The organism is Spongiibacter tropicus DSM 19543 (assembly GCF_000420325.1).
Taxonomy (GTDB): Bacteria; Pseudomonadota; Gammaproteobacteria; order Pseudomonadales; family Spongiibacteraceae; genus Spongiibacter; species Spongiibacter tropicus.
In genome coordinates this window covers 1,768,944-1,793,875 of record NZ_ATUS01000001.1, presented here as the reverse complement: position 1 = coordinate 1,793,875, position 24,932 = coordinate 1,768,944, and the positions used below count along the sequence as shown (strand labels likewise).

The 24,932-nt window shown below is 59.6% G+C and carries 27 protein-coding genes; 13 read left to right on the top strand and 14 right to left on the bottom strand.

Features of this window, described 5'->3' with window-relative positions; genetic code table 11:
* Nucleotides 1–19 precede the first annotated feature (19 nt).
* The 5 genes from G411_RS0108415 to G411_RS0108395 all read left to right on the top strand — a co-directional run bounded on the left by G411_RS0108415 (nucleotide 20) and on the right by G411_RS0108395 (nucleotide 3,885).
* Complete coding sequence (locus G411_RS0108415; RefSeq protein WP_022958750.1) at nucleotides 20–199, top strand: hypothetical protein; 180 nt, start codon at nucleotides 20–22, stop codon at nucleotides 197–199.
* Between the two features lie 39 nt (nucleotides 200–238).
* Complete coding sequence (yrfG, locus tag G411_RS0108410; protein ID WP_022958749.1) at nucleotides 239–904, top strand: GMP/IMP nucleotidase; 666 nt, start codon at nucleotides 239–241, stop codon at nucleotides 902–904.
* Between the two features lie 2 nt (nucleotides 905–906).
* Nucleotides 907–1,305 carry a ribosome-associated heat shock protein Hsp15 gene (gene hslR, locus G411_RS0108405; protein WP_022958748.1) on the top strand — a complete coding sequence of 133 codons (399 nt, stop codon included), beginning with the start codon at nucleotides 907–909 and terminating at the stop codon, nucleotides 1,303–1,305.
* Between the two features lie 5 nt (nucleotides 1,306–1,310).
* Nucleotides 1,311–2,162, top strand: a complete 852-nt coding sequence (gene hslO, locus G411_RS0108400; RefSeq protein WP_022958747.1) for an Hsp33 family molecular chaperone HslO — start codon at nucleotides 1,311–1,313, stop codon at nucleotides 2,160–2,162.
* A gap of 172 nt (nucleotides 2,163–2,334) precedes the next feature.
* The gene (locus tag G411_RS0108395; protein ID WP_022958746.1) at nucleotides 2,335–3,885 is read left to right on the top strand and encodes a phosphoenolpyruvate carboxykinase; all 1,551 of its coding nucleotides are present in this window, start codon (nucleotides 2,335–2,337) and stop codon (nucleotides 3,883–3,885) included.
* 77 nt (nucleotides 3,886–3,962) lie between these two features.
* Here the strand turns inward: G411_RS0108395 and G411_RS0108390 are convergent, their stop codons facing one another.
* Nucleotides 3,963–4,754, bottom strand: coding sequence for an alpha/beta hydrolase (locus G411_RS0108390; RefSeq protein WP_022958745.1), 792 nt, complete (start codon nucleotides 4,752–4,754; stop codon nucleotides 3,963–3,965).
* Nucleotides 4,755–5,012: 258 nt separating this feature from the next.
* Between G411_RS0108390 and G411_RS0108385 the strand changes: the two genes are divergently transcribed.
* From G411_RS0108385 to G411_RS0108370, 4 genes are all read left to right on the top strand, one after another.
* Complete coding sequence (locus G411_RS0108385; RefSeq protein WP_022958744.1) at nucleotides 5,013–5,465, top strand: hypothetical protein; 453 nt, start codon at nucleotides 5,013–5,015, stop codon at nucleotides 5,463–5,465.
* A gap of 150 nt (nucleotides 5,466–5,615) precedes the next feature.
* A complete protein-coding gene (locus tag G411_RS0108380) occupies nucleotides 5,616–6,098 on the top strand; it encodes a phasin family protein (RefSeq protein ID WP_022958743.1) in 483 nt (160 codons plus the stop codon).
* Between the two features lie 89 nt (nucleotides 6,099–6,187).
* Nucleotides 6,188–6,826: a TetR/AcrR family transcriptional regulator gene (locus G411_RS0108375; RefSeq protein ID WP_022958742.1), complete on the top strand. Its 639-nt coding sequence runs from the start codon at nucleotides 6,188–6,190 to the stop codon at nucleotides 6,824–6,826.
* Nucleotides 6,827–6,892: 66 nt separating this feature from the next.
* Nucleotides 6,893–9,214: a Tex family protein gene (locus tag G411_RS0108370; RefSeq protein WP_022958741.1), complete on the top strand. Its 2,322-nt coding sequence runs from the start codon at nucleotides 6,893–6,895 to the stop codon at nucleotides 9,212–9,214.
* 31 nt (nucleotides 9,215–9,245) lie between these two features.
* On the opposite strand, the gene G411_RS0108365 is transcribed toward G411_RS0108370, so the two are convergent.
* Genes G411_RS0108365 through gshA form a run of 5 tightly spaced genes read right to left on the bottom strand, consistent with a single transcriptional unit; the run spans nucleotide 9,246 to nucleotide 13,018 of the window.
* On the bottom strand, nucleotides 9,246–9,947 hold the full coding sequence (locus G411_RS0108365) for an LrgB family protein (RefSeq protein WP_028968273.1): 702 nt from the start codon (nucleotides 9,945–9,947) through the stop codon (nucleotides 9,246–9,248).
* Nucleotides 9,948–9,949: 2 nt separating this feature from the next.
* Nucleotides 9,950–10,303 carry a CidA/LrgA family protein gene (locus G411_RS0108360; RefSeq protein WP_022958739.1) on the bottom strand — a complete coding sequence of 118 codons (354 nt, stop codon included), beginning with the start codon at nucleotides 10,301–10,303 and terminating at the stop codon, nucleotides 9,950–9,952.
* The gene (locus G411_RS0108355) at nucleotides 10,303–10,797 is read right to left on the bottom strand and encodes a disulfide bond formation protein B (RefSeq protein ID WP_022958738.1); all 495 of its coding nucleotides are present in this window, start codon (nucleotides 10,795–10,797) and stop codon (nucleotides 10,303–10,305) included. Before G411_RS0108355 ends, G411_RS0108360 begins: the two co-directional genes overlap by 1 nt.
* 50 nt (nucleotides 10,798–10,847) lie before the next feature.
* Entirely contained in the window at nucleotides 10,848–11,468 is a 621-nt protein-coding gene (locus G411_RS19840) for an acyl carrier protein phosphodiesterase (RefSeq protein ID WP_022958737.1), read from the bottom strand.
* Nucleotides 11,465–13,018, bottom strand: coding sequence for a glutamate--cysteine ligase (gene gshA / locus G411_RS0108345; RefSeq protein ID WP_028968272.1), 1,554 nt, complete (start codon nucleotides 13,016–13,018; stop codon nucleotides 11,465–11,467). Before gshA ends, G411_RS19840 begins: the two co-directional genes overlap by 4 nt.
* A gap of 142 nt (nucleotides 13,019–13,160) precedes the next feature.
* On the opposite strand from gshA, the gene G411_RS0108340 reads away from it, so the two are divergent.
* Nucleotides 13,161–14,066: a Dyp-type peroxidase gene (locus tag G411_RS0108340; protein WP_022958735.1), complete on the top strand. Its 906-nt coding sequence runs from the start codon at nucleotides 13,161–13,163 to the stop codon at nucleotides 14,064–14,066.
* An 82-nt stretch (nucleotides 14,067–14,148) separates the two neighbouring features.
* Here G411_RS0108340 and oxyR read toward each other — a convergent pair whose 3' ends face one another.
* Nucleotides 14,149–15,057: a DNA-binding transcriptional regulator OxyR gene (gene oxyR, locus G411_RS0108335; protein WP_022958734.1), complete on the bottom strand. Its 909-nt coding sequence runs from the start codon at nucleotides 15,055–15,057 to the stop codon at nucleotides 14,149–14,151.
* Nucleotides 15,058–15,208: 151 nt separating this feature from the next.
* Between oxyR and ahpC the strand changes: the two genes are divergently transcribed.
* Together ahpC and ahpF are read left to right on the top strand one after the other, a co-directional pair.
* Nucleotides 15,209–15,778, top strand: a complete 570-nt coding sequence (ahpC, locus tag G411_RS0108330; RefSeq protein WP_022958733.1) for an alkyl hydroperoxide reductase subunit C — start codon at nucleotides 15,209–15,211, stop codon at nucleotides 15,776–15,778.
* 87 nt (nucleotides 15,779–15,865) lie between these two features.
* Nucleotides 15,866–17,443 (top strand): alkyl hydroperoxide reductase subunit F, encoded by a 1,578-nt coding sequence (gene ahpF, locus G411_RS0108325; RefSeq protein ID WP_022958732.1) that lies wholly within the window; start codon nucleotides 15,866–15,868, stop codon nucleotides 17,441–17,443.
* Nucleotides 17,444–17,513: 70 nt separating this feature from the next.
* Here ahpF and G411_RS19835 read toward each other — a convergent pair whose 3' ends face one another.
* Together G411_RS19835 and G411_RS21855 are read right to left on the bottom strand one after the other, a co-directional pair.
* Entirely contained in the window at nucleotides 17,514–17,885 is a 372-nt protein-coding gene (locus G411_RS19835; RefSeq protein WP_022958731.1) for a DUF4112 domain-containing protein, read from the bottom strand.
* Nucleotides 17,882–18,040, bottom strand: a complete 159-nt coding sequence (locus G411_RS21855; RefSeq protein ID WP_022958730.1) for a YqaE/Pmp3 family membrane protein — start codon at nucleotides 18,038–18,040, stop codon at nucleotides 17,882–17,884. The genes G411_RS19835 and G411_RS21855 overlap by 4 nt, the downstream gene beginning before the upstream one ends.
* A gap of 211 nt (nucleotides 18,041–18,251) precedes the next feature.
* On the opposite strand from G411_RS21855, the gene G411_RS0108310 reads away from it, so the two are divergent.
* Entirely contained in the window at nucleotides 18,252–20,534 is a 2,283-nt protein-coding gene (locus G411_RS0108310; protein ID WP_022958729.1) for a penicillin acylase family protein, read from the top strand.
* Nucleotides 20,535–20,546: 12 nt separating this feature from the next.
* On the opposite strand, the gene G411_RS0108305 is transcribed toward G411_RS0108310, so the two are convergent.
* From G411_RS0108305 to hemC, 5 genes are read right to left on the bottom strand one after another with little or no spacing between them, the layout of a single operon-like run.
* The gene (locus G411_RS0108305; RefSeq protein WP_022958728.1) at nucleotides 20,547–20,867 is read right to left on the bottom strand and encodes a tetratricopeptide repeat protein; all 321 of its coding nucleotides are present in this window, start codon (nucleotides 20,865–20,867) and stop codon (nucleotides 20,547–20,549) included.
* 14 nt (nucleotides 20,868–20,881) lie between these two features.
* Nucleotides 20,882–22,081 carry a heme biosynthesis HemY N-terminal domain-containing protein gene (locus G411_RS0108300; protein ID WP_022958727.1) on the bottom strand — a complete coding sequence of 400 codons (1,200 nt, stop codon included), beginning with the start codon at nucleotides 22,079–22,081 and terminating at the stop codon, nucleotides 20,882–20,884.
* Nucleotides 22,078–23,154, bottom strand: coding sequence for a uroporphyrinogen-III C-methyltransferase (locus G411_RS0108295; RefSeq protein WP_022958726.1), 1,077 nt, complete (start codon nucleotides 23,152–23,154; stop codon nucleotides 22,078–22,080). Before G411_RS0108295 ends, G411_RS0108300 begins: the two co-directional genes overlap by 4 nt.
* Nucleotides 23,138–23,956, bottom strand: a complete 819-nt coding sequence (locus G411_RS19825) for a uroporphyrinogen-III synthase (RefSeq protein ID WP_022958725.1) — start codon at nucleotides 23,954–23,956, stop codon at nucleotides 23,138–23,140. Before G411_RS19825 ends, G411_RS0108295 begins: the two co-directional genes overlap by 17 nt.
* Entirely contained in the window at nucleotides 23,940–24,884 is a 945-nt protein-coding gene (hemC, locus tag G411_RS0108285) for a hydroxymethylbilane synthase (RefSeq protein WP_022958724.1), read from the bottom strand. Before hemC ends, G411_RS19825 begins: the two co-directional genes overlap by 17 nt.
* Nucleotides 24,885–24,932 lie beyond the last annotated feature (48 nt).

Genomic DNA, 24,932 nt, shown 5'->3' with positions numbered 1-24,932 from the left:
GTACTAGAGAGGGTTTTCCATGGCTGCAAATAATGTGACAGCGTCGTCGGTATTCAGCGAGGCCCGCTATGGCGGACGTCCTATCGATCAATTTCGCAGTAACCGCGACGAGTGGTGGCTGAACGTCAACTATGTTGAAACCATCGATATGAAGGAGGCGCTCAGCCTTCAGTCACTGCGGACAACCGCGGCGCGCTAACGTCTCCTGCGTGCCGCCACCGGGAGCGCGGCACGCACTATGATTAACTGGCACGAGATCGACACCGTCCTGCTGGATATGGACGGTACACTGCTCGACCTGCATTACGACAACTTCTTCTGGACCCAGCATTTGCCCAGGCGCTATGTCGACATTCATGGCGGCGAGCTGGAGTCTGTCAGCAAGATCCTCATTGATAAAATCATGGCCCAGCGCGGCTCGCTCAACTGGTACTGTCTGGATTACTGGTCCGAGGAACTTCGCCTGGACATTACCGCCCTTAAACGTGAAATCAGCCACCTGATCTGTATGCATCCGAGCACGCAGCGGTTTCTGGAATCGCTGCAAGAGAGCGGTCGCGAGGTGTGGCTGGTGACCAATGCGCATCAAGGCGGGTTGGATATCAAACTGGAGAAAACCGGGCTCGGCCAGTGGGTACAGCGCATTATCACGTCCCATGAACTCGCCCTGCCCAAGGAAGACGACGCCTTCTGGCAGCGTCTGGCTGATCACTGGCACTATGAGCCATCGCGCAGTCTACTGATCGACGATACCGCAACGGTGCTCGATTCCGCGGCACGCCACGGCATTTCTCACTTGATAACCATGCGTCGTCCGGACAGTCGCGCCCCGCGGCGAGAGGCGGTAAGCTATCCGGCCATTGATCATTTCGACGAAATTCTGCCCATACCCCCAAGAGACTGAGATTGAACGACAGCAGCAAGCGCGTGCGCCTAGACAAGTGGTTGTGGGCGGCACGTTTCTACAAAACCCGCAGTATCGCCAAACAGGCGATAGAGGGCGGCAAAGTGCACTACAATGGCGCCCGCTGCAAAGTCAGCAAAGAGGTGGAGTTGGGTGCCTTACTCACTTTGCGCACCGGCTGGGATGAGCGCGAGGTAGAAGTGCTGGCGCTGTCGGATCAGCGCCGTGGAGCCCCGGAGGCTGCCCTGCTCTACCGGGAAACCGACGACAGCATCAGCCAGCGCGAGCGCCGGGCAGCCGAGCGCAAAGCGCTGGGTCCGGCCGCTGGCATTATCAGCAACGAGCGGCCGACCAAAAAGCAGCGCCGCCAGATTCATCGCTTCCGCGAACAACAGGATTAAGCGCCATGAGTGACCAATTGCACCGTTTTATTTTCGACGGGAGTGACGTGCGCGGTGAGCACTTGCAGCTCTCCGGCAGCTATCGGGAAATGCTCGACAACCACCACTACCCTCCCGCTGTCGCCCGCCTGCTTGGCGAGTTTCTGGTCGCGGCGGCTCTGCTTAGTGTCACCATTAAATTTCGTGGCAGCCTGATACTGCAGGTGCGCGGGGACGGACAGGTGCCGCTGATTATGGCTGAGGCCAACTCCGATGGTGATATCCGCGGTATTGCGCGGGATGCGGGGCAGGCAATGAGTGAAAGCTTCCACGAGCTGCTCGGCAATGGTCAGCTCGCCATCACTATCGACCCGATTGAGGGGCGTCGCTATCAGGGTATCGTCAGTCTTGATGGCGATAACCTGGCGGCCTGTATCGAGGCCTATTTCCGTCAGAGTGAGCAGCTCGCGACACGAATCTGGCTGGGAGCTAACGGCGATACGGCAGGGGGGCTGCTGTTGCAGGAGCTGCCTACTCAGCACAGCAATCCAGAGACCTGGCAGCACCTGACGACGCTGGCCGATACCGTGAGTGAGGATGAGTTACTGACGCTCGATGCGGCGAACTTGCTTTACCGGCTCTATCACGAGGAGCCGTTGCGCCTGTTTGAACCCAAAAGTCTGCGCTTTCGCTGCAGTTGCAGTCAGGAACGCATGGAGGCCGCGCTGGTGTCACTGGGCCGGGACGAGCTGGATTCAATCCTCGCCGAGCAGGGGCAAATCGAAAGTCACTGCGAATTCTGCCACCGTCAATTCCACTTCACGCCGGTGCAAGTGGCCGGGCTGTTTGGCGACGCTGCCGGAAGTACACGTCACTAGAGTGCAAAAAAACCCAAAATCGACACTTTTCGGCCGCGCTGAGGGTTAGCGCTGCCGGGGGATTTTTGCAATAATACCGGCCTTCAAAATTTGGCCACCCGCGCGGGGGGTTTACCCCGATCACAGTGACCTCCGAACTGTCTCCCCAGACTATGTGACAGGAACTTAGATAATGACTGCTGAAACCACCGTGTATAAAGATTTAACCCCCGCCCAGCTTATCGAGCAGGCACTGGCTCGTGGCGAAGGTCAACTCGCCGACACCGGCGCACTGGTTGTAACGACTGGCAAGCGCACCGGCCGCTCTCCCGGCGACCGCTTTATCGTTCAAGAGCCCTCAACGGCGGATGCCATTGATTGGGGCAGCGTAAACCGTCCTTTTGATGCTGCGAAATTCGACGCGCTGTGGACGCGGGTTGAAGACTATCTGGCAGATCACGATTCTTTCCAGTCTCAGTTGCACGTGGGTGCACACGAAGATCATTACATCCCCGTGGTGGTGAATACTCAAACGGCTTGGCAGGGACTGTTCGGCCGCAACATGTTTGTACGCCCCGAAAAATACAACCCCAAGGCCAAGGAAGAGTGGACCATTCTGAATTGCGCGGGCTTTGTTTGTGATCCCGAGCGTGATGGCACTAACTCGGATGGGGTTGTCATCATCAATTTCGCCCAGCGCAAAGTGCTGCTGGCCGGCATGCGCTATGCCGGTGAAATGAAGAAGGCGATGTTCTCCGTGCAGAACTTCCTGCTGCCCGAGAAAGACGTGATGCCGATGCACTGCTCCGCCAACGTTGACGAGCAAGGCAATACCACCCTGTTCTTCGGTCTGTCCGGCACCGGCAAAACCACCCTGTCTGCGGATCCCAGCTGCTACCTGATCGGCGACGACGAACACGGCTGGTCGAAAGGTTCAGTCTTTAACGTCGAAGGCGGCTGCTACGCCAAGACCATCAACCTGAGCCAGAAGAACGAGCCCATTATCTGGGACGCGATTCGTTTTGGCGCGATTGTTGAGAACGTGGTGATCGATCAGAACAGCCGCACTGCAGACTACGACGACACCAGCCTGACCGAAAACGGCCGCTGCTGTTACCCGCTGGAGCACGTTGAGAAGCGTGTGATTGAAAATGCGGCGGGCGAGCCGAAAACCGTTATCTTCCTGACCTGCGATGTGTCTGGCGTACTGCCGCCGATCTCCATTCTGTCTAAAGAAGCAGCGGCCTTCCACTTCCTGAGTGGTTACACTGCACGCGTTGGCTCCACCGAGCTGGGTGCGGAAGCCGGTATTCACCCGACGTTCTCAACCTGCTTTGGCGCGCCGTTTATGCCGCGTCCTGCCGGTGACTACGCCGAACTGCTGATGAAGCGTATCGAAGACTTCGACTCACAGGTTTACCTGATCAACACCGGCTGGACCGGTGGCTCTGGTGCAGCCGGTGGCACGGGTTCACGCTTCCCGATTCCGGTCACTCGTGCTGTGGTTGCCGCAGCGCAAAGCGGTGCACTGGTAGGTGCAGCGACTGAGAAGCTGGATATTCTCAACTTGACCATTCCCGCGTCGATTCCCGGTGTTGACGACAAGTATGTCAATCCGCGTAAAGCCTGGGGTGACGAAGCGGCTTACGACGCCGAGGCGGCGAAACTGGCCAAGCTGTTCCAGGAAAACATCAAGAAGTTTGATGTCTCTGACGCCATTGTTGAGGCGGGCCCCAAAGGCTGATCGTCTGGGTGCCACTGAAAGGTGGTAATGAGAAAGGGCAGCGCAGGCTGCCCTTTTTTTATGTCCTGGAAAAGGGCTCAGGCGGTTTGCAGGGTATGACTGACCGCGTACAGGTGCTGGCGAATACCGCTCAGTGAAAAGGGCTGCCACTTGCCCTCGGCCTGCGCAAGCCGGTCTGACAGGGCGTAGAGCACGGCAAGGTTGTGGGTCATGCCCATATGGCTGGCAGGCACTCGCAGGTTTTCGGCTTGTGGGCCGGGCTGCTCATGTACACAGTACTGCCAGTCCACAATGCCGTCGCTGGCACTGTACATGGCCGTTGACGGTACGTTTGGCGTGCGCTTCCACTCATCGCGCCAGCTCAACATCGGGTCGCTGAGTGCGCCGGGGTTCAACATCTCATAGAGCTTGGCAACCGGGCCGGAAACACCGCGCATTTCGGGGATGTTGACGGGAGAGCCCAGTGTGATGACCTGCCGCACATATTCAGGGCGCCGGTGGGCAAGGCTGCGGGCGTAAATGCCGCCGAGGCTCCAGCCGACCAGACTGGCTTTGCGGCCATGACGACTGACCAGGTCCAATACATGGCGCTCGTAGTTGCGATACACCTTTTCTCGAAGACCGGTGTTGAGTCCCTGCTCCCAGCCATAGGCCGCATAACCGGCGCGCCGCAGTGCCTGGCGCATGACCGCACTGCCGATATCACTGGTCATAAATGAGGGAGCAATCACGACAGGATGTCCATCACCGCTGTGCAGGTGGCGGTGGAAGTTGCGCATGGACACTGCGGAAGCGACTTCGGCCAGAGAGCGGATTTCGCGTGCGGTGGGTCGGGCCTTCTCTCGCGGGGCGGGAATGTGTTCGGTCATCGGATTTCTCTTTTTATTATTGCTTATCGCGTTCTATTGAATCTAAACAATAAGCCCACCTTTCCGCAACGCATTCTTGCGCTTCTTTGCTAGGGGAAACCCGAGGTTGTATTGACACGCTTTTCATTGTTTTGGGATTTAGTATGCCCTTTCTAATTTTTCGCCGTAGTCTGCTCAGCAAGGTAAACAGGTGGCCAGCCGTAAGAGCCGCCGCCAATGTTTCAATCACATGGGAAAAGACCCAAGCGAGGAATCAGTATGAGCGACGCAAAAATCAGCTTTGTGGAAAAGGCCAACACCGTAGCCAAAGATGTATTTCATGCCCAACTTGGTTTGGCTGGCAAGGCGTTTGAGCAGAGCCAGGAACTGGTCAAAGTCACTGAAGGCAAGATCAAAGAAACCGAAGCCAAGTACAAAGACCTGTACGCCAAGCGCAGCGAGATCTTTGACGGTTTGGTGAGCCGTGGCGAAAAAGTACAGAGCGATGCCGTTGCCAAGTTTGAAGAGAGTAAAGAGCAGGTTGTCAGCAAGCTTAACCAGACGAAAAGCGACGCAGTTGCCAAGTTTGAGTCTGTGAAAAGTGAAGCGGTTGATGCCCGCATCAAGGAACTGCGTAGCAGCCTCGAGTCCAGCCTGGAAAAAGTGAAGGGTCTGGTTCAGCGCAAAGGTGACGCTGCTGAGGCGCCAGCTGCAGAATCTGTCGCATCGTAAGCAAGCATCGGTGGTCCTTTTGACCACCCCACCCAGGTCTTATAGCAACGATGCTTTGCACGGTGTGCCCTATGCGCATCGTGCTTTTTTTTGTAACTGAGGCGCCATTTTGCGCCCGTTAGAATCTTATTCTGCTAACTGGAGAATCCCATGAGCAACGACAGCAAAAAAAGCCTGAAAGAGGTGTCTTCACAGGCCAGCGAAGTGGCCAAGAGCATCTGGCTGGCAGGCCTAGGTGCCTACGGTCGAGCCTATGACGAGGCCCACGACGTTTATGAGAAGGCGAGTAAAGATACTCCGCGCCTGTTCAAAGAGCTGGTCGACAAAGGCAACAAACTGGAGTCTCAGGCCCGCGAAAAACTGGGTGAGGCCAGCAGTATCGGTAAAACCGTCTCTATCGAAGAGCGCATCAGTAAAATGCGTGCCAGCTTGGGTTTTGGACACACTGCCAGCGCCGATGATCTGAAGCGTCTCGAAAAGAAACTCGACACGCTGAGCAAGAAAGTCGATGCCCTGACCAAAGCGGGCAAAGCCCCTGCCAAAGCGCCGGCGAAGAAGGCGGTAGCCAAAAAAGCGGTAGCAAAAAAGGCAGCACCTGCGAAGAAAGCCGCAGCAAAAAAAGCGGCTGAATAATCCTCGCAGCCACGCAGCGCCGGGCTGGACAAGCTCGGAGCTGCGTGTCACCGTAAGGCCCTGTCCGTCGAGGGGTATTGACCACAGGGATGAAAACCCGCGATAAAATTCTGCTTGCCAGCCTGACCCTGTTCAATGATGAGGGCGAAGGCAATGTGACCACCGTCGATATTGCCAACGAGCTGGATATCAGTCCCGGCAACCTCTATTACCATTTCCACGGCAAAGAACAGATTATTCTCGAGCTTTACGCGGGCTTTGAGCTGGAGATGGTCGATATTCTTGAGGCGCCACTTGAGCAGAGCCTGGATGCCCAGGACGCCTGGTTCTATCTCTATATTGTGTTTGAGCAAATCTTCAAACACCGCTATCTGTACCACAATCTCAATGACATTCTGCAGCGCTACCCGGATATCGACCGGCGTTTCGGCCGGCTGCTGGATCTAAAGCGCCGCGCGGCGAGCGCCGTCGCTGAAGAGCTGGTCAGTGCCGGGGTGATGACGGCCTCGGAGCGCCAGTTAGCCCATCTCTGCGACAGTGTGGTGCTGACGCTCACTTACTGGCTCAACTACACCGGCCTGCGCAAGGATCATGCACCCAATGCATTGAGCATTCACCGTGGTGTCTTTCAGCTGATGTCGCTGGTGGCGCCCTATCTCACCGATGATTTCCGCTATTTCTACGATGAGTGCAGCGCGCTGTTCGATGTGCTCAGCAGCGCCGACTAAAGTCTCGCGGGCGTCGCCAAGTTTCTGCATAATGTGGCGTTTTTACGCTGTATCAGGCCTATCATTATGCACGCTATTGCCAGCCGAATTGCCCAGGAACTGGGTGTCAAGGAATCACAGGTCAGTGCCGCCGTGGCACTGCTGGATGACGGGGCGACGGTTCCGTTTATCTCTCGCTATCGAAAGGAAGTCACCGGCGGTCTGGACGACAGTCAGATGCGCGAGCTGGAGAGTCGGCTCGGCTATCTCCGTGAGATGGAAGATCGTCGCGACAGCATCCTTAACAGCATTCGCGAACAGGGCAAACTGACGCCCGAACTCGAGGCCGATATTCTGTCGGCCGACAGCAAAAACCGACTCGAAGACCTTTACCTGCCCTATAAGCCCAAGCGTCGTACCAAGGGGCAGATCGCCCTGGAAGCAGGCATAGGCCCCCTGGCCGATGCGCTACTGGCGGATCCCACGCTGGACCCCGCCGCGCAGGCTGAGCCCTACCTCGATGCGGAAAGCGGTTTTGCCGATATCAAAGCGGTGCTCGATGGCGCCAAATACATACTGATGGAGCGTTTCAGCGAAGATGCCAATCTGATTGCCAAACTTCGCGATTATCTCTGGGAAAATGGCCAGCTCAGCAGCGCGGTAATGGCGGGCAAGGAAGAGGAAGGCGCTAAATTCCGCGACTATTTCGAGCACAGTGAGCCGCTGAAAGCGGTGCCCTCCCACCGCGCGCTGGCCATGTTCCGTGGCCGCAACGAAGGTATTTTAGGGCTCAGCATTACGGTGGGCGAGCCTGATGCCAAGGTTCACCCCTGTGAACTGATGCTGGCGGATCACCTGGCTATTCACGATGAGGGGCGTGCGGCGGATGCCTGGCTGCGGGAAGTGCTGCGCTGGACCTGGCGGATCAAGCTTTACACGCATCTGGAAACCGACCTGCTTGGACGCTTGCGCGAGCAGGCCGACAACGCGGCCATCGACGTGTTTGCTCGTAACTTGAAAGACCTGCTGCTGGCGGCTCCGGCCGGGCCGCGTGCCACCATCGGTCTGGACCCCGGTCTGCGAACCGGTGTGAAAGTGGCGGCTGTGGATGCTACCGGTAAAGTGCTGGATCATGGGGCGATCTTCCCTAACCCTCCGCAAAACAAGCAGGCAGAGGCAGCTTCTGCATTGTTGGCCATGATCAAGGCGCACAATATTGAACTGATCGCCATCGGCAACGGCACCGCCAGCCGCGAAACCGAGCGTTTCGTGAAATCCCTGCTGTCCGCTCACCCGGAGCTGAACTGCACCAGTATTATGGTGAATGAGTCCGGCGCGTCGATTTACTCGGCCTCCGAGTATGCGGCCCGTGAATTCCCCAATCTGGATGTGACGATTCGCGGCGCGATTTCCATTGCTCGCCGTTTGCAGGACCCGCTGGCGGAACTGGTGAAGATCGATCCCAAATCCATCGGTGTTGGCCAATATCAGCACGATGTTTCACAAACCGCCTTGTCACGCAGCCTCGATGCGGTGGTGGAAGACTGCGTAAACGCCGTTGGCGTAGATGTGAATACCGCATCACCGGCGCTGCTGTCGCGGGTGTCAGGTCTGAATCTGTCAATTTCGGCGAATATTGTTGAATATCGCGATCAGAATGGCGCATTTCGTGACCGTTCGGAACTATTGAAGGTCAGCCGCTTTGGTGCCAAGACCTTCGAGCAGGCGGCGGGCTTCCTGCGCATTATGGATGGCCAGAATCCTCTGGATCGCTCGGCAGTTCACCCCGAGTCCTATTCTGTGGTGGAAAAAATTGTCCAGCGCTGCGGCCGTGAAGTCGGAAACCTGATTGGTGACAGCCGCTTCCTGAAAAGCTTGAACGCTGCAGATTACGCCGATGCGGACTTCGGTATCCCCACGGTCAGCGATATCATCAGCGAGCTGGACAAGCCTGGCCGCGATCCTCGCCCCGAGTTTAAAACCGCCGAGTTTAAAGACGGCATCGAAAAAATTTCGGATCTGGAGCCGGACATGATCCTCGAAGGCGTGGTGACTAATGTCACTAACTTCGGTGCATTTGTCGACATCGGTGTCCATCAGGATGGCTTGGTGCATATCTCTGCACTGTCGAGTACCTTCGTGAAAGACCCTCATAGCGTGGTAAAGGCCGGGGACATCGTCAAAGTGAAAGTGATGGATGTGGATGCGGCGCGCAAACGCATCGCGCTGTCCATGCGTCTGGATGACAGTGCCTCAGAGCATCAGGCGGAAGGGCGCGGCGGTCAGCGCCGTGAGCGGCCCAACCGCGCGGTCAAAGCGCAGCAGAAGTCCCAGCAAAGTGCGGGCAGCGGTGGCACCATGGCCGCGCTGTTTGCCGAGGCGAAACAGAAGAAAGGCAGTCGTCTCTGATCTCAACGATGTGAAAAATCGGGTCGCTGGCTTACAGCGGCCCGAACCAACTCACCGCCAGCGGGACGAACAGCGCCGTAAAGGCACCGGTCAGGCACAGCGCCAGGCTGGCGAAGGCACCGGCGACGGGGCTGCGTTCAAAGGCCCGCGAGGTGCCTATGGCGTGAGCGGCCAGTCCCAGGCAGAAGCCCCACAGGCGGTCGTCCTGGATTTTGAGCCGCTCAAACAGCCAGTTGATGGTGGTAATCCCCGCGACCCCGGTCAGAATCACTGAGCCCACGGCTACCGAGGTGATGCCGCCTATTTCCTCGGTGACCGATATGGCAATCGGCGTGGTGATTGATTTGGTGGTCAGTGACATCAGCGTGTCGCTGGTAGCGCCCAGCCACCACGCCAGCAGCAGTGCCGAACCACAGGCGAAGAGTGCGCCGAGTAGCAGGGTGATTAGCAGCGGTCCAGCCAGTTCCCGCAGCAGCGGCAGCTGCCGGTAGAGGGGGACAGCCAGTGCCACGGTGGCCGGTCCCAGCAGGAAGTTGAGCCAGTTGATATCTGCGTAGTAGGCAAAGTAATCCAGGCCCAGCACCTTCAGTGCGGCGGCAATCACGATTGCGCCGCTGATCGTGGGGTGCAGTACGGCGAGCTGGCCGCTGCGGCGGTAGGCCCATAGCGCACACTGATAGGCGGCGAGTGTCAGGGTGAGCCCAAACAGGGGGCTGTGCAGCAGCGCGCTCACGCTCATCGGCTCCGCGCCAGGCGTTTGAGCAGCAGGCCGCTGAAAATCAGGGTAAAGACAGTGCCCAGCGTGACCGCGGCGATAAAGCCCGGCCACTGGTCGGCAAAGCCGGCGCCGAGAAAAAACACGCCGGCCGCCGGGGCCATCAGCAGCATGGGCAGCAGCTCAATCAGGCGTTGGCTGCCCGCACTCAGACCCTCCGGCACCGGCTGGTCGCTGACGACGCCGCGAAGGCATAACAGGCCAAACAGTAAAAACATGCCGATTACCTGCCCGGGCAGCGGCAGGCCGAGGACCCGCTGCAAAAACTCCCCCGCCAACTGGCAGGCGAACAGGGTCAAAAAGCCTGCCAGCATCAGCGGCGGACCTGGGGCAGTGCGCTGGCGATGGCCGCCAGCCCAAGGCCGACAAAGGCGATCAGCGCCCAGTTCGGCATGCTCAGGCCGAACAGTGTCCACACCACTTCCGCGCAGTTGCCGTCGCCCATCATCAGTGTGCTGAACGCTTCGCTGAACGGCAGGTTGTCGAACATATATTCCAGGCTGGGGCCGCAGGCGGGCACTTGATCCGGCGGCAGGCTCTGCAGCCAGACTTGACGATAGGCCACGGCCGCGCCGCCGCCGCAGCTCGCCAGCATCAAGCCGCCAGTGATGTAGCGACCGGTTTGTTGGGGATGGAAGATCAACCCCAACAGAGCGAACAGGCCGGTGAGCGTAAAAAAGGCGCGCTGGGTGATGCACAGTGGGCAGGGGTGCAGGCCATCGACATATTGCGCGTAAAGGGCATAGGCGAGCAGGCCGACACAGCAGGCGAGAATGAACAGATAGATTTTGCGGGAGCTGATGGACATGGCATCTCTCTAGTACAAGGGTCGCTGGGCGACAAACGTGGCTCGCGAGGTCAGCGCTTGAACTCCTCGCTGAGCTGGTCGATCAGTGCCGGATAGAGGTCGAAGAAACAGCGCTCGATCTCTGCCCGTCGTGGTGCGAGTACGGCAGCGCAGTCCTGCAGCGGATTGGGGCGACGAAGGCGCCTGGCGATGAGCGACAGGGTGCGGTGGGTATTATGCCAGTCTTGCAGCGAGCAAAGAACATTGTAGTCGGCAAGAAAACGGCTCTGCCGTCGCGCGCTGTCAGGCAGCGAAGTGTCGGCGCTCAGCAGGGTCTGGTAGCAGTGTTGACTGAAGGTTTCCAGCGTCGGTGTATGTCGCTCCCCTCCCCAGTTATCCCGCCAATGCTGGCTCAGCACGTGATCAAAGCAGACATCCAGTGCGATGCCTGCATAGCGACGGAATTCATCGGGAAAGGCGCGCAGGCAGTCGCGGGTGGCTGGGTGACTGTCAGTCAGCGCGTCGATGCGCCGGTGCAGGCGAATGCCCTCTTCCCAGTCATCGGGATACTCGCCGCGCAATGGGCCTTTTACATGATCGCCCAGCAAGGCACCAATCAGCAGGCCGTCGCCCTCTTCCCCGCGCTCGCTGGCAAGCCGTGCGGCGAGGTGAAAGTGGGCGAGGTAGTTCACAGCGTCTGATACTGCTCGTAAAAGCGCGTCAGGTAATCGTCAAAGCTGCCTTGATTGCTGGCTTCCATCTCGGCCTGCTGCTCCATGGAGTCTTCCCGAAGATCGGCAAAACGATGGATCTCGGAAGGCAGCAGTGGTGCGTCTCGCAAGGTTTTGCTGTGCTGCTGCGACAAGCGCAGGGCGAAGGGATGATAACCGCCGTCGCGATTCAAGATGGCGTCGACGATCTGCGCCGAGGGTGTCAGCGCCGGATTGCGAAGCTTGGCACGCTGGGTGGCGCAGCTCTCTAGGTAGCGGCTTTCGCCATGCGCGGTGTCGAGAATCTCGGCGAACTGGGCGATGTCGTCCAGCAACGCGTCGCCCCAGTCGCTCAGGCTGCGGGCTTGCCCCTCCGTTTCGCAGAGCATCAGACCGGGTTCGCGACCGCGGTTTACCACTTTGCTCAGGTTGTCGGCGATGCTGCTGTTGGCGTCGTCGTCACACAGCGGGCTGTCTGCGCAGAGACAGAACAGCAGAAAGGCGTCCAGGAAGCGGATCTGCTGGGCGTCGATACCTAGTGGCAGCAGCGGGTTCACGTCAAGACAGCGCACTTCAATGTATTCCACGCCGCCGCGACGCAACGCGCCCAGCGGAATTTCGCCGCTGGCGGTCACGCGTTTCGGGCGGATCGGGCTATAGAATTCGTTTTCGATCTGTAACAGACCACTGCTCAGCTGTTCGTCGCCGGGGAAGCGCTCGTAGTCACTGTGCGAGGTGGTGATCGCGCCGCGCAGCGTATCAATGTAGTAGTCCAGGTGGTTGTAGCAGATGTTCAGGTTCTTCTGCGCATTGCTCTGGTAGCCGAGGTCACCCATGCGCAGTGAGGTCGCGTAGGGGCCGTAAAGCGTGTGTTCACCGGTTTTCGTCAGCGCGTGCGACTGGCCGTTAACAAAGCAGCTTGAGACGGCCGGTGCCGCACCAAACAGGTAAATCAGTAGCCAGGAGTAGCGACGGAAATTGCGGATCAGCCCGAAGTAGCCATCGGTTATCGTATCCTTGTCGGTGTTGCCGTCATTCAATACGGCCCACAGTGCGGGCGGCAGCGAGAAGTTGTAGTGAATGCCGGCAATGGTCTGCATTTTGCGGCCGTAGCGGTGCCCCAAGCCCAGGCGGTAGCGGGTTTTCATGGTGGCCGAGTGGCTGCTGCCGTACTGCGCGACAGGAATGTCGTCGGCTGCGGGCAGATGGCAGGGCATGCTCGCGTTCCACAACAGCTCATCACCGATACTGCGCGCGGCAAAGCGGTGAATGCGTTCCAGCTCCTCCAGCGTATCGGTAATACTCTCGCTGACCGGTGTGATGAATTCCAGCAGTGCTTCCGAAAAATCAGTGGTAATCGACGGATGGCACAGCGCTGAGCCGAAGGCGGCGGGGTGTGGGGTGCGGGCTAACAGGCCGCCGGCATCCATGCGCAGGCTTTCTTTCTCTATGCCGCGTCGGATATCTCTCAGCAACTCCTGCTGACCGGGTGCTGCCAGCAGTGCCCGTCGTTGCTCTAGCGTACTTAGCAAATCGGTATCCTCAGCGGACATGGAAAAAGGCCAAACAGTGTAATTCCGCGACTGGATATCGACAAGCTCCGGTAAGCGCGGGATTGTCAGCGTTGCCGCAGCCTGCTAAAAAAGTGCCCTCACCTATCTTGGAGCCCTAGTAATGAGTCTTCCTCAGCCCGGCATCTTTGTCGAAGGCAGTCGCCGCCATATGTTCATGGAATACCAGTTTAATGCCGATGCCGATAGTGCGCTCGCAAGAGCTGCGCTGGGTCGTGCGATGGGGGCGTTGCAGGCGCTGGATGGCCGCCAGCTCAATGTGGTGTGGGCCTTTGGCAAAGAGAGCTGGGAGCGGCTCGGGGGCCGCAGTCCGGCGGGCTTCAAGGCATTTTCGCCTGTGGGGAGCGGCGCTGTCATGGCACCGGCTACGCAGCACGGCCTGCTGCTGTGGCTGCATGGCGATGACGAAGGTGCCCTGTTTGATGCGGCCATCACGGTCGATACCCTGCTGAAGGAGATCGCCGAGGTCGCACTGGAAATTCGCGGCTTCATGTATCACGACGCCCGCGATCTCAGCGGCTTTATTGATGGCACTGAAAACCCGGATGGTGAGGCGCGGAAACAGGTCGCTCTGATTCCAGAGGGGGAAATCGGTGCGGGCGGCAGCTTTGTGCTGTCGCAGAAGTGGATTCACCGTCTCGAATCCTTCCGAACACTGAGCCAGTCCGAACAGGAGGGTGTGATCGGGCGGACCAAACCCGACAGTGTGGAGCTGGACGACGATGTGATGCCGGAAAATTCCCACGTCAGTCGTAGCGATGTAAAAATAAATGGCCAGTCGCAGAAATTATTTCGACGCAGCGTGCCGTTTGGCGGTGTGCGTGAACACGGCCTGTATTTCCTGTCATTTAGCGCCGAACTGTCGCGATATGAACATATTCTTGCCAGTATGTTTGGCAAGGCTGAGGACGGCATTGTTGACCGTTTAACGGATTTTTCAACGCCGGTCAGCGGAAGTTTCTGGTTTGCGCCATCGGCGACGGAACTTTCAGAGTGGATGACGCACTAAATAAGCGAAGTCTCCTACTCTAGGTAATTTTGGGCGCTGCTTGCAGCGCCCTTTTTTTGTCTGTGCGATTTGCCGACAGCGCTCAGGCCTGAGGCTGTGGCAGTGGCGACATCGCTTGGCGAATACAGGCCACCATCGCGCGCACCGCTTCCATGCGTGAGTAGTTGGGGCGAACCAGCAGGCAGATCTCGCGACTGGGAGGCGGACTGCCAAAGGGTACGTAGTGCAGCCCCTGCTCTTCATCGGCCGGGCGCACCGCAAGCTGCGGCATCAGGGTGATGCCGAGACCGCTGGCGACCATGTAGCGAAGGGTTTCCAGACTGGTGGCCTGAAAGCGCTGGTCTTCACGCGCACCGGCGGTAAAGCAGTAGTCGAGGGTCTCGTCGCGCAGACAGTGGCCGTCTTCCAGTGTCAGCACCAGCTGCCCGTCGAGGTCCTTCAGCGATGCTTCGCTGAGCTTTGCCAGCGGCTGATCGCGCGGCGCGGCCAGTACCAGAGGTTCGCTGTACAGATTGTAGCGCTCGACATTCTCAATGCTGTCCAGCCAGGACAGAATCACCACATCCAGCTTGCCTTCATCCAACTCCTGCAGCAGGACATGGGTCTGGTTTTCATGCAGATAGAAGTTCACTTTGGGCAGTTCTGCACCCAGTGGACCCATGATATGCGGCAGCAGATAGGGGGAAATGGTGGGGATCAAACCCAGATGGAAATCCCCTGAAAGGGGTTCAGACAGGGCTTTTGCGGCATCTTCAAAATCCTCTGCCGCTCGCAATACGGCACGAGCACGGCTGATCAACGCCTCCCCTGCGGGGGTGAGCATCACCCGCTTCCGGTGACGTTCAATCAGCATCAGGCCGAGGCGCTCCTCCAGCTTCATGATTTGCCCACTGAGAGTGGGCTGGCTGACAAAACAGGCTTCGGCGGCACGCCCAAAATGTTGATGGCGGGCCACGGCGTCCAGGTACTGCAGATCACGGATTTTTACCATGCTTGCCTCGCGATAAATGGAAGTGCTTCCAGCTTATCATAGAAATAATCTATCCAAATAATCATTACGATCGATTAGATAGTGATTTCCCGCTTCCCTACTATGGTTCCTGTCTTCAACGAACAGTGTTTACCCGATAGGAGAGCATCTTATGTACAAAGCGATTATCAACACCGAGGTTCAACCCTTTAGCGCTACCGCCTACCACAACGGCGACTTCATCCCGGTGAGCGATGCTGACCTGAAGGGCAAGTGGGCTGTGGTGATGTTCTACCCCGCCGACTTCACCTTTGTGTGTCCGACCGAGCTGGGTGATATGGCTGACCATTACGCGCAGCTTCAAGAGATGGGGGTGGAAGTGTACTCGGTCTCTACCGATACCCACTTTACCCACAAGGCCTGGCACGACAGCTCAGACACGATCAACAAAATCCAGTTTCCGATGATCGGTGACCCTACCGGCAAAATCTCACGCAACTTCGGCGTGATGATTGAGGAAGACGGTACTGCTCTGCGCGGCACCTTTGTGATCAATCCCGAGGGGGTGATCAAGGTTGCCGAAATCCACGACCTCGGCATCGGCCGCTCCGCCAAAGAGCTGCTGCGCAAAATCCAAGCCGCCCAGTACGTGGCCGAGCACGATGGCGAAGTCTGCCCCGCCGCCTGGCAGCCGGGCGAAGAGACACTGTCTCCGTCACTGGATCTGGTCGGCAAAATCTAAACGAACACCGGGGTTCGACAGAGCCCCATCGAACATCAAAGTGGTCGCCAGATGGCGGCCACGACCATCGGAACACCGGGAGTTAGCATGTTAGACAACACCATGAAAAAGCAGCTTGCGAGCTACTTGGCCAATCTGAAAACGCCGGTGGAACTGGTCGCCTATCTCGGCGACGGTGAAAAATCCCGGCAGATGGAGAGCCTGATTCAAGATATTGACGCCCTTTCGGACAATATCCGTGTGCGTCGTGACGACAGCGCAGAGGTTCGGCGCCCGGCCATGGGCGTGCGTTCAACCGTGCAAGACACTGAGTTGCGCTTTGCGGGCCTGCCCATGGGCCACGAATTCACCTCGCTGGTGCTGGCGATTCTGCACAGCGGCGGTCATCCGATGAAAATTGACGAGGCGCTCATCGAGCAAGTGCGCCAGCTAGAGGGTGAGTTGGTCTTCGAGACTTTTATTTCACTGAGCTGCCAGAACTGCCCGGACGTGGTTCAGGCGCTGAACATGATGGCGGCGATCAGCCCCAATATTCGCCACGAGATGGTTGATGGCGCGCTGTTCCAGGACGAGGTCGACGAAAAGAAAGTGATGGCGGTGCCCTCGGTATTTCTGAACGGGCAGCCGTTTTCCCAAGGGCGCATCAGCCTGAAAGAGATTTTGAGCAAGGTCGATAGCAAGGCCGCCGAGCGTCATCAGGCGGCGCTGAACGACAAAGACCGCTTCGACATGCTGGTTGTCGGGGGTGGGCCGGCCGGTGCCGCGGCGGCGGTTTATGCCGCGCGCAAAGGGATTCGTACAGGCGTCCTGGCTGACCGTTTTGGCGGACAACTGATGGACACCGTGGGCATCGAGAACTTTATCTCGGTGACGGCAACCGAGGGGCCGCGTCTGGCCGCGAACCTCGAAGCCCACGTGCAGGACTACGATGTCGACATTATGGACGGTCACCGCGCCACCGGGCTCCGTGTTGGTGAGGACAGCGTGATTGAGATTGCGGTGGGCGACGCCGTTGTGCGCAGCCGCAGCGTAATGCTGGCGACCGGCGCACGCTGGCGCGAGATGAACGTGCCGGGCGAACAGGAATACCGTGGCCGCGGTGTGGCCTACTGCCCCCACTGTGATGGCCCGCTGTTCACGGGTAAGTCGGTGGCGGTGATTGGTGGTGGCAACTCGGGTATTGAGGCGGCGATTGACCTCGCCGGTATCGTGCAGCACGTCACCGTACTGGAGTTCGACAGCCGGCTGCGCGCCGACGAGGTATTGCAGCGCAAGGCGCGCTCGATGGGCAACATCGATATTGTCGTCAATGCGCAAACGACCGAGGTACTGGGTAACGGTGAGAAAGTGACTGGACTGCGCTACACCGATCGTGTCAGTCAGGAGAGCAGAGAGTTGTCGCTGGCGGGCATCTTTGTGCAGATCGGTCTGGTGCCCAACACCGAGTTCCTCAAGGGCAGCCTTGAACTCACTGCGCGCGGCGAAATTGTCGTGGGCAGCCGCGGCGAAACCTCGTTGCCGGGCGTGTTTGCGGCGGGTGATGCGACCAATAGCCCCTATAAGCAGATTGTTATTGCGATGGGCGGTGGCGCCAACGCGGCACTCGGTGCGTTCGATTATTTGATTCGCAGCTCGGTGGAGGATGAAACCAGCGAAGCGGCCTGATCTTCCCTACCCCTGTGGTGTTACACCCTAGCTTGCCCCTTCCCCAAGGGGCTTTTTTGTTTCTGCATGATTAGAGATGTGTGCCTGTTTGGCTCTGTATATCTGCCTGCTGCTGCGCCCATCGTTCCAGCAGCCTGGCATTGCGCTGGTTCTTGCGCATGGCGATATCGGCGATGTCGCCCAACACCGGCAGGCTGCCGATAACAAAATCCAGAGCGATATTGCCGAGCATCCGCAACTTGAGGTGTGTGGGAGCGCCGAGGTGGTGAGCGTGCCACACCAGACTCAGGCCCAGCAGAGCGCTCAGTAAATCCCCGGCAACCGGCAGCAGACCGAGCAGTGCGTCCAGGCCAAAGCGCCAACGAGTGAAAGGGATGCCCCAGACGCCGTCCAGCAGGTCGGCTGTGCGGCTGGCGCGCCGGAGCCGGTCCTCCGGGGTCATTTCTTGGCGATGATGTACACGGCGTGGATGATGCCGGGCAGGTAACCAAACAGGGTGAGGATGATGTTGAGCCAGAAATGCTTGCCGATGCCGACTTGCAGAAACACGCCCAGCGGTGGCAGCAGAATAGCGAACAGAATGCGAATCAGGTCCATAGTAGAAACATCCTCTTATTAGTCTAGGGATCGCCCCGGCGAGGTCTCACCATAGCACAGCCGGTATCTGACAATACTATGGTAATTGTGCTGTTCAGACGCGCCTCGATATGGGACAGCCATCCCAGAATCACCTTCTGTCGAACCCGGTTGGTGCGCTACTTGCTCGTATGCCATTCAAGGCAATAACGGACAGGGACAGGCGCAGGATATGCTCAAAATTGGGGATTTGCCGGGTGTGGGTGCCCTCTTGGGGCGACTGTTGTGGGGGCACATAAGCACGCCGAGGTGTCGCTTGACGGTGCAGCAGCGGCTCAGTGAGGTGCCGCTGACCGGTGCGCCCTTGCGGGCGCCCATCACCATTCGCTGGGATGAACATATGATCCCGTTTATCGAGGCGGAGTCGGAGGCCGACCTGGCCGTTGGGCTGGGCATCGTTCACGCCCATCTGCGGCTGGCGCAGATGGAATTTATGCGGGTGGCGAGTCAGGGGCGTCTTAGCGAGTGGCTGGGGCCGCTCGCCCGGGGGGCGGACCACACCCTCCGGGTGCTCAACCTCGGTGCGTGTACTGACGACAATCTTGCGGCATTGCCTGACAGCGCTCGTCAGTGGATGGACGGGTTTGCGGCGGGGATCAATCACGTCGTCGACGGCGTTCAGGGGCAGCGCCGCCAGTGGCCGGAGGAAATGCAAATTCTGGGGGTATCACCCAGCCATTTCTCGGTCAGTGACCTGCTGACGCTCTGCCGTCTTAACTCTGCCGATTTTACCTGGGGACTGTGGCCAAAGCTGCTGCCGATGCGCGAGCGCAGTGACTGGAAAGCGCTGTGGCGTCAGTTGATGCGCTACAGCGGCGGACCGCCGGTGCCGATTGATGGCCTAGTGAGTGAGCCGGGTGGCGACAGTCTGGCCTGGCTGTCGGGCTTGTTCGGTAAGCCCGGCGGTTCCAACGCGGTGGCAGTGGATGCCCGTCGCGGCGCAGGGGGCACTGCCAAACTCAGTGGCGACCCTCACTTGCCAATGGTTTTGCCCGGCTTCTGGTTACTGGCGGGGTTGCGCTGTCCCGGCTTCAATGCCGTGGGGTACATGCTGCCCGGTGTCCCTGCCGTAATGGTCGGGCGCAGTCCGCATATTGCCTGGGGCGGCACGTCCCTGCATGCAGCGTCGAGCGATCTGTTTGATGTCAGTGCTGTGCCCGAGTCATCGTTGACCGTTCGCCGAGAAACTCTCAAAACCCGCTGGGGAAAGCCGGTCAGTGTCACGGTGCGCGACAGCGAGTGGGGGCCGATTCTCAGTGATGCGCCGCTGTTTGGCGGCGGCAAAGCCGGCACTGAATCGCGTCCCCGGTTCGCCATGAAATGGATGGGCCACCAAGCCAGCGACGAAATCAGTGCGTTGCTGGCGGCGGCGCGTACCCGAAACTTTAGCGACTTTCAGCAGGCATTGAGTGACTTCGGTGTCGCCGGGCAAAACATGGTGTATGCCGATGTTGACGGTAATATCGGGCAGTTGATTGCCGCGAAGTTGCCGAGGCGCCCTGCCCGCCGCCCGGCCGATGTCGTGCTGCCAGCCACGGACCTCAGCTACTGGCAGCAATCGGTGAATACGCTGGGCTTGCCCTGTGAGGTGAATCCGCCGGAAGGGTTTGTGGCCTCGGCGAACAACCGCCCCAGGCAGGAGGCAGAAGTGTATATCAGTGGCTTCTTCTCGCCGGACGACCGCGTCGAGCGACTGCGCAAGCGGCTCGCGGAGGAGGGGCCGGTAGACCACGCGCTACTAAAGGCGCTGCAATGCGATATTCACAGCGATACGGCGCTCGCCCTGCGCGACAAGCTGCTGCCACTGATCCCCGATGCCCGCAGCCGCGGCTATCGTTGCCTGGCAGACTGGGATGGTGACTACAGTGTGGACAGCGAGGGGGCATTGCTGTTTGAGAGCCTGCTTTACCACTTTGCGCTCGCCCTGCGTGGTGGCGATAACATCGAGGTTTATACGGCCAACTGGGACCCTCGCTCGCTGATTGTGGCCGATGTGATGAGCTTGCCTGACGAGGCCTTGCGCAAGGCCATGAGAAAGGCCTTGCCGCCTGCCAGGCGGATGCTGGATAGCTATCGTCGCTGGGGGAGCGTCCACCGATTGCGGGCCAATCATCCGCTGGCGGCTTTGCCCGTATTGGGGCGGCGCTGGCGCTTTGCCGAGATGCCGGTCGCTGGCGCCAATGAAACACTGATGAAGTCAGCCCACGGGTTCGCGGTGGGCAAGCACTATGTGGGCATGAGTTCTACGGCGCGCTACCTCTTCGATCTGGGTGATGAAGACAGCAGTTGGTTTGTCATGCTGGGCGGACAGGATGGCCACCCGGGTTCGGCGGCCTTTTTCGACCAGCAAGCCGCTTGGCACAGCAACACGCCGATTCAACTGCCCTTGAGTGACGAGCGGGTCAAGGCGCATTTCTCCTTCAGTTGGACACTGCATCCACCAGAGAGCCATTGAGTTGTTGCGGGCTTAATGGGTGTTGGTCTTGTCGAGTTTTTTCAGGAAGACCTGCACTTCCCGCTCGGTCTGTTTGTCGCCCTTGCGCGCGGCAGCATCCAGAGCGGCGCGCCAGGCATCGCGGGCGGCATCAGTGTTGCCGCGTTGCTGTTCAGCCTTGCCGAGCAGCTTCCAGGCGGCCGAGTAATCGGGATCGTGACCGACGCAGGCACGCAGATGCTCGCTGGCTTCAACAGCCTCGCCGCTGTCGAGCAGTGCCTTGCCAAGACCAAAGCGCAGCATGGCATTGTCCTGACCTTTGGCGAGCAGTTTTCGCAGCGCTTCAATATTCACAGATTCCTCCAGTGCTAGTGGCGCGCTTTCGGCAGTGGCAATTCGGGAAGCTGTTGACCCTGTCGTTGCAGCCCTTCGCGAAGATAATTTGCCGCCTGAGGGTGTTCGCCCAGGCCATCCAGTAGCCGCGCCAGTTCAAAGCAAATGGTGGCATTGGGGGCCAGTCGGTGGGCATCTTCAAAATACTCCCGCGCCTTGCCCCACAGTTCGTTACGCAGGCAGATCCGGCCCAGCGCCAGTTGCAAGCTTGCGCTGTCGGCGTGGCTCTTCAGCCAGGCTTCGGCGTGACGGAGCTGCTCGGCGGGTTTGTCTGCCGGAACGCTGGCATACAGCATGACCAAGCTTTCCTGCCATTCTTGCTTAATCGCCACGCGCAGCAGTTTGAGCGCATCTTCGCTGTTGCCCAGCGCAAGCAGTGCGGGGATGATCTCCGGCAGCAGCGCGCTGCGGGGCGCGCGGTTGCGGTCCAGTTCCTTCCACCATTGCAGCAGGGCGCCGGCATCGCCGGCTGTCCGCAGTGCCTGCAGCTCGCCGCGCAGGGCGTCCAGTTCCAGCGTATTGATGGCGTTCTCGCTCATCAGCTTGCGCTTTCGCAGTTCAGGCAGCAGAGCGCGCAGTGAAGAGGCGTCGTTCACGCCGCGATAGGCGCGTACCAGCAGCAGGGTCACTGCCGGATCGCGGTCTTTGCGGCGCAGTCCGTCGAGAGTATTCAACGCCTCGGCATATTGGCCGCGATCCAGTTGCAGTTCTGCACGCAGTAATTCGGCCGCTTTTTCGCTGGCGCGATTGCGCTGGGCTGCGGCGTCAAGTGCCTCGTCGATGCCGCGGGAGTCATTGAGCTGATGACTGGCGCGGGCCGCCAGCAGATAGTTAATCAGTGGCTTTGGACGGTTGGCGGGAGAGAGCAGCAGGCGGCGAGCCTGCAGCCACTGGCCGCGGCTATAGGCGATGACGCCGCGCTCGCTGCGGCGCTGTTGCTGGCCACCGCGAAAGTTGCCGAAGCGATCAGACAGTTTGGCACCGCGCCGCAGCAGACTGAACAGCAGCCAGGCCAGTCCCAGCAGGATCAGCAGTACTGCGACGGCTATCCACAATGTCATTTCGACCGTGGTGTGGCCGTAGGCGATCAGCACATAACCACTGTCATACTGGATGGCAACAGCGGCTCCGGCTGCCAGCAGCAGGGCAAGCAGGGCAACGAAGAACAGTTTCATTGACCGACCTCGCGCTGCCAGCGCTGCGCCTTACTGTATTCCTTGAGCGCACGCAGTGAGCCGGAAATATCCGGGCGTTCGCCGCGAATATCGGCTTGCCCCAGCTTTTCGAGTTGAGTCGCCAATGCCTCGCGGCGGTCATTCAGCGGGAAATAGCGTTGCAGCCAATTGGCCGCTTTATCGAGCGCGCGCTGGTAAACCGTCGGCCGCTCGGCGAGCAGTGCCAATTGCGCCTGTTCAAGCATCATGCGCAGGCTGGCACGCAGGGCGTCGGCCTGCTCTGGAGCCAGCTCCGCGCGGAATTTATCGTCATGCTGGCGGATGCGGATGTAGCTGCGCAGCTTTTCCCAGGCGCGTTGAAAGCCGGTGGCGAGACCGCTTTGCCAGGTACTGTCGGCGTCAGCGACGGGGGCGGGGCTATACTCCGGGGCCCCGTAGGCTTCCAGTTTGTCGACTTCGCCAGCCAGTCCTTCCAGTTGCAGATAGAGGCCTTCGATATCAATGTCGCTGAGACTTTGCAGGGCCGACAGCTCTTTGGCCAGCTCGCTGCGTACCGGGTGCAGCGCTGGGTCATCCAGTTCGCGCAGAATGGCATCGGCGCTGCTCAGCAGTCGCGCGGCGGCGCGGCTGTCGCCACTGAGTTGCAGGCGCTGGTTGGCGAGGCGCAGCAGGTATTCGGCTTCGGCCAGCAGCCAGTCATTGCGGTCGACGGCGCTCAATTCCTGAACCTGTGCACTGAGTTGCTGAAGCTGGCGCTGGCTGATGGTCTGCTGCTGGTCGATCAGGCTGTCGAGTTCAGCCAGTCTCTCGCGCTGGCGATTCAGCGCGGCGTCGGTGGCGTCGTTGCGGCTCGTGGCGGTGTTCAGGGCAGCTTGCATCTCGGCGACAACGGCGGCGTTCTGCTGGTCGCTGAGATAAATAAGTTGATAGTAAAGCCAGCCGGCTCCGCCAGCGGCGGCAAGCGCGACGATCAGTGCGAGGCTGGCGAGCAGCCCGGCGCCGCGACGGCGTGGCGCGGCTGGGCTTTTGTCTACCTCGGCGGGAAGCGCATCCTTGTTATCGTTGTCTGACATGGTGGTCTCTCTGCCATTGGGAAAGGGCCGCCAGCGTCGCTGTCGTGCCCGCATTCTCGGCGAGGATAATCTCGCTGAATCCGGCCTTCCGGGCCATATCCGCTACCCTAACACTGGGCAGCAGCACGCTGTAGTTGCCGCGCTGCGAAGCGGGGATACGCGCACAAAATGCCTGAAGGGTTTCGCCACTGTTCAAGCAGACCACATTCGGTTGCTGTGCGTCGAGTCGTGCCTGTAACTCGATGGCGCTCACTGCGGTGTCGGCGCGTCGGTAACATTCGGCGTAGTCCACGGTGGCGCCGCGGTCGCGCAGGGTTTGGGCGATATGTTCGCGACCGCCACAGCCGCGAACAATGAGCACTTTTTTATGGGCAACGTCCTGAAGCGCAGGCATTGCCAGCAGCGACTCGCTGTTCATACTGCCGTGCCCGGCCTCGTCCAGAGAGCTGAGCGCAGCGGTGGGCCAGGGCCATTGACGCAAAGCGGCGGCGGTCGCGGCGCCCACGGCGTGGCATTGCACATCCACGGGGTACTGCGGCCACAGCTCGTCGATCAGGGCCATGCCGCAGTCCACGGCGTTGGTGCTGACAAAGATAAGATGCCGGTAGTGATCAAGGTCCAGCAGCAAACGCCTTGCGCGCGGGTACTCGGGGTCATCGTCGCCAAGCGGGATGATGCGCAGCAGGGGTTCGATAATCACGTTGGCACCGGCATCGCGCAGCGCGTCAGCCAGTTCCTCGTTGCGGCCTTCGGGGCGGGTAATCAGCACCCGCAGGCCATTGAGATTACTGTGCGCTGTCACCGTAGACCGCCGCCAGAATATCGCCCGCTCCCTGTTTCAGCAGTTGTTCCGCAACGGCAATGCCCAGTGTTTCCGGGTGTTCGGCGCTGCCCTGCTGCTCGGCGCGCAGCACGCGTTGACCGTTTGGTTCGCCGACCAGTGCGCGCAGCCAGAGCTGTCCATCACTGTCGCCATCGATGGCATAACCGGCGATGGGTACCTGACAACCGCCTTGCAGGTGACGGTTCATGGCGCGCTCGGCGCTGACTTTGGCCGCGGTATCGGGGTCGTGCAGCGGTGCCAGCAGTTGGCGTGCCCACTCGTCATCGAGTCGGGTTTCCACGCCGACGGCGCCCTGACCACAGGCGGGCAGGCTGTCTTCCACGGCCATGTAGTCGGCGATGCGCTCTTGAAGCTCAAGGCGGATCAGGCCCGCCGAGGCGAGTACAATCGCGTCGAATTCGCCGTCGTCGAGTTTGCGCAGGCGGGTTTGCACATTGCCGCGCAGGCTGGACACTTTCAGGTCGGGGCGGCGGGCGCGCAACTGGCACTCGCGGCGCAGGCTGCTGGTGCCAACGTGTGCGCCCTCAGGCAGGGCGTCGACATTGGCGTAGTGATTACTGACAAAAGCGTCGCGAGGGTCCTCGCGCTCACAGATAATGGCCAGCCCTAGGCCTTCCGGAAACTCCATCGGCACGTCTTTCATTGAGTGCACGGCGATATCGGCGCGGCCGTCCATCAGTGCCTGTTCCAGCTCTTTGACAAACAGCGCCTTGCCGCCAATTTTTGACAGCGGCGAGTCCAGCAGCTGGTCGCCGCGGGTGGTCATGCCCAGCAGTTCGACCTTGAGGCCGGGGTGACAGGCTTCGAGGCGAGCCTTGATGTATTCGGCTTGCCACAGGGCGAGCAGGCTTTCGCGGGTGGCGATGCGCAGGGTGCGTTCAGACATAGGGCTGGGGTCCGTGGATAAAGCTAAAGCGCCTTATCATACGCCAGC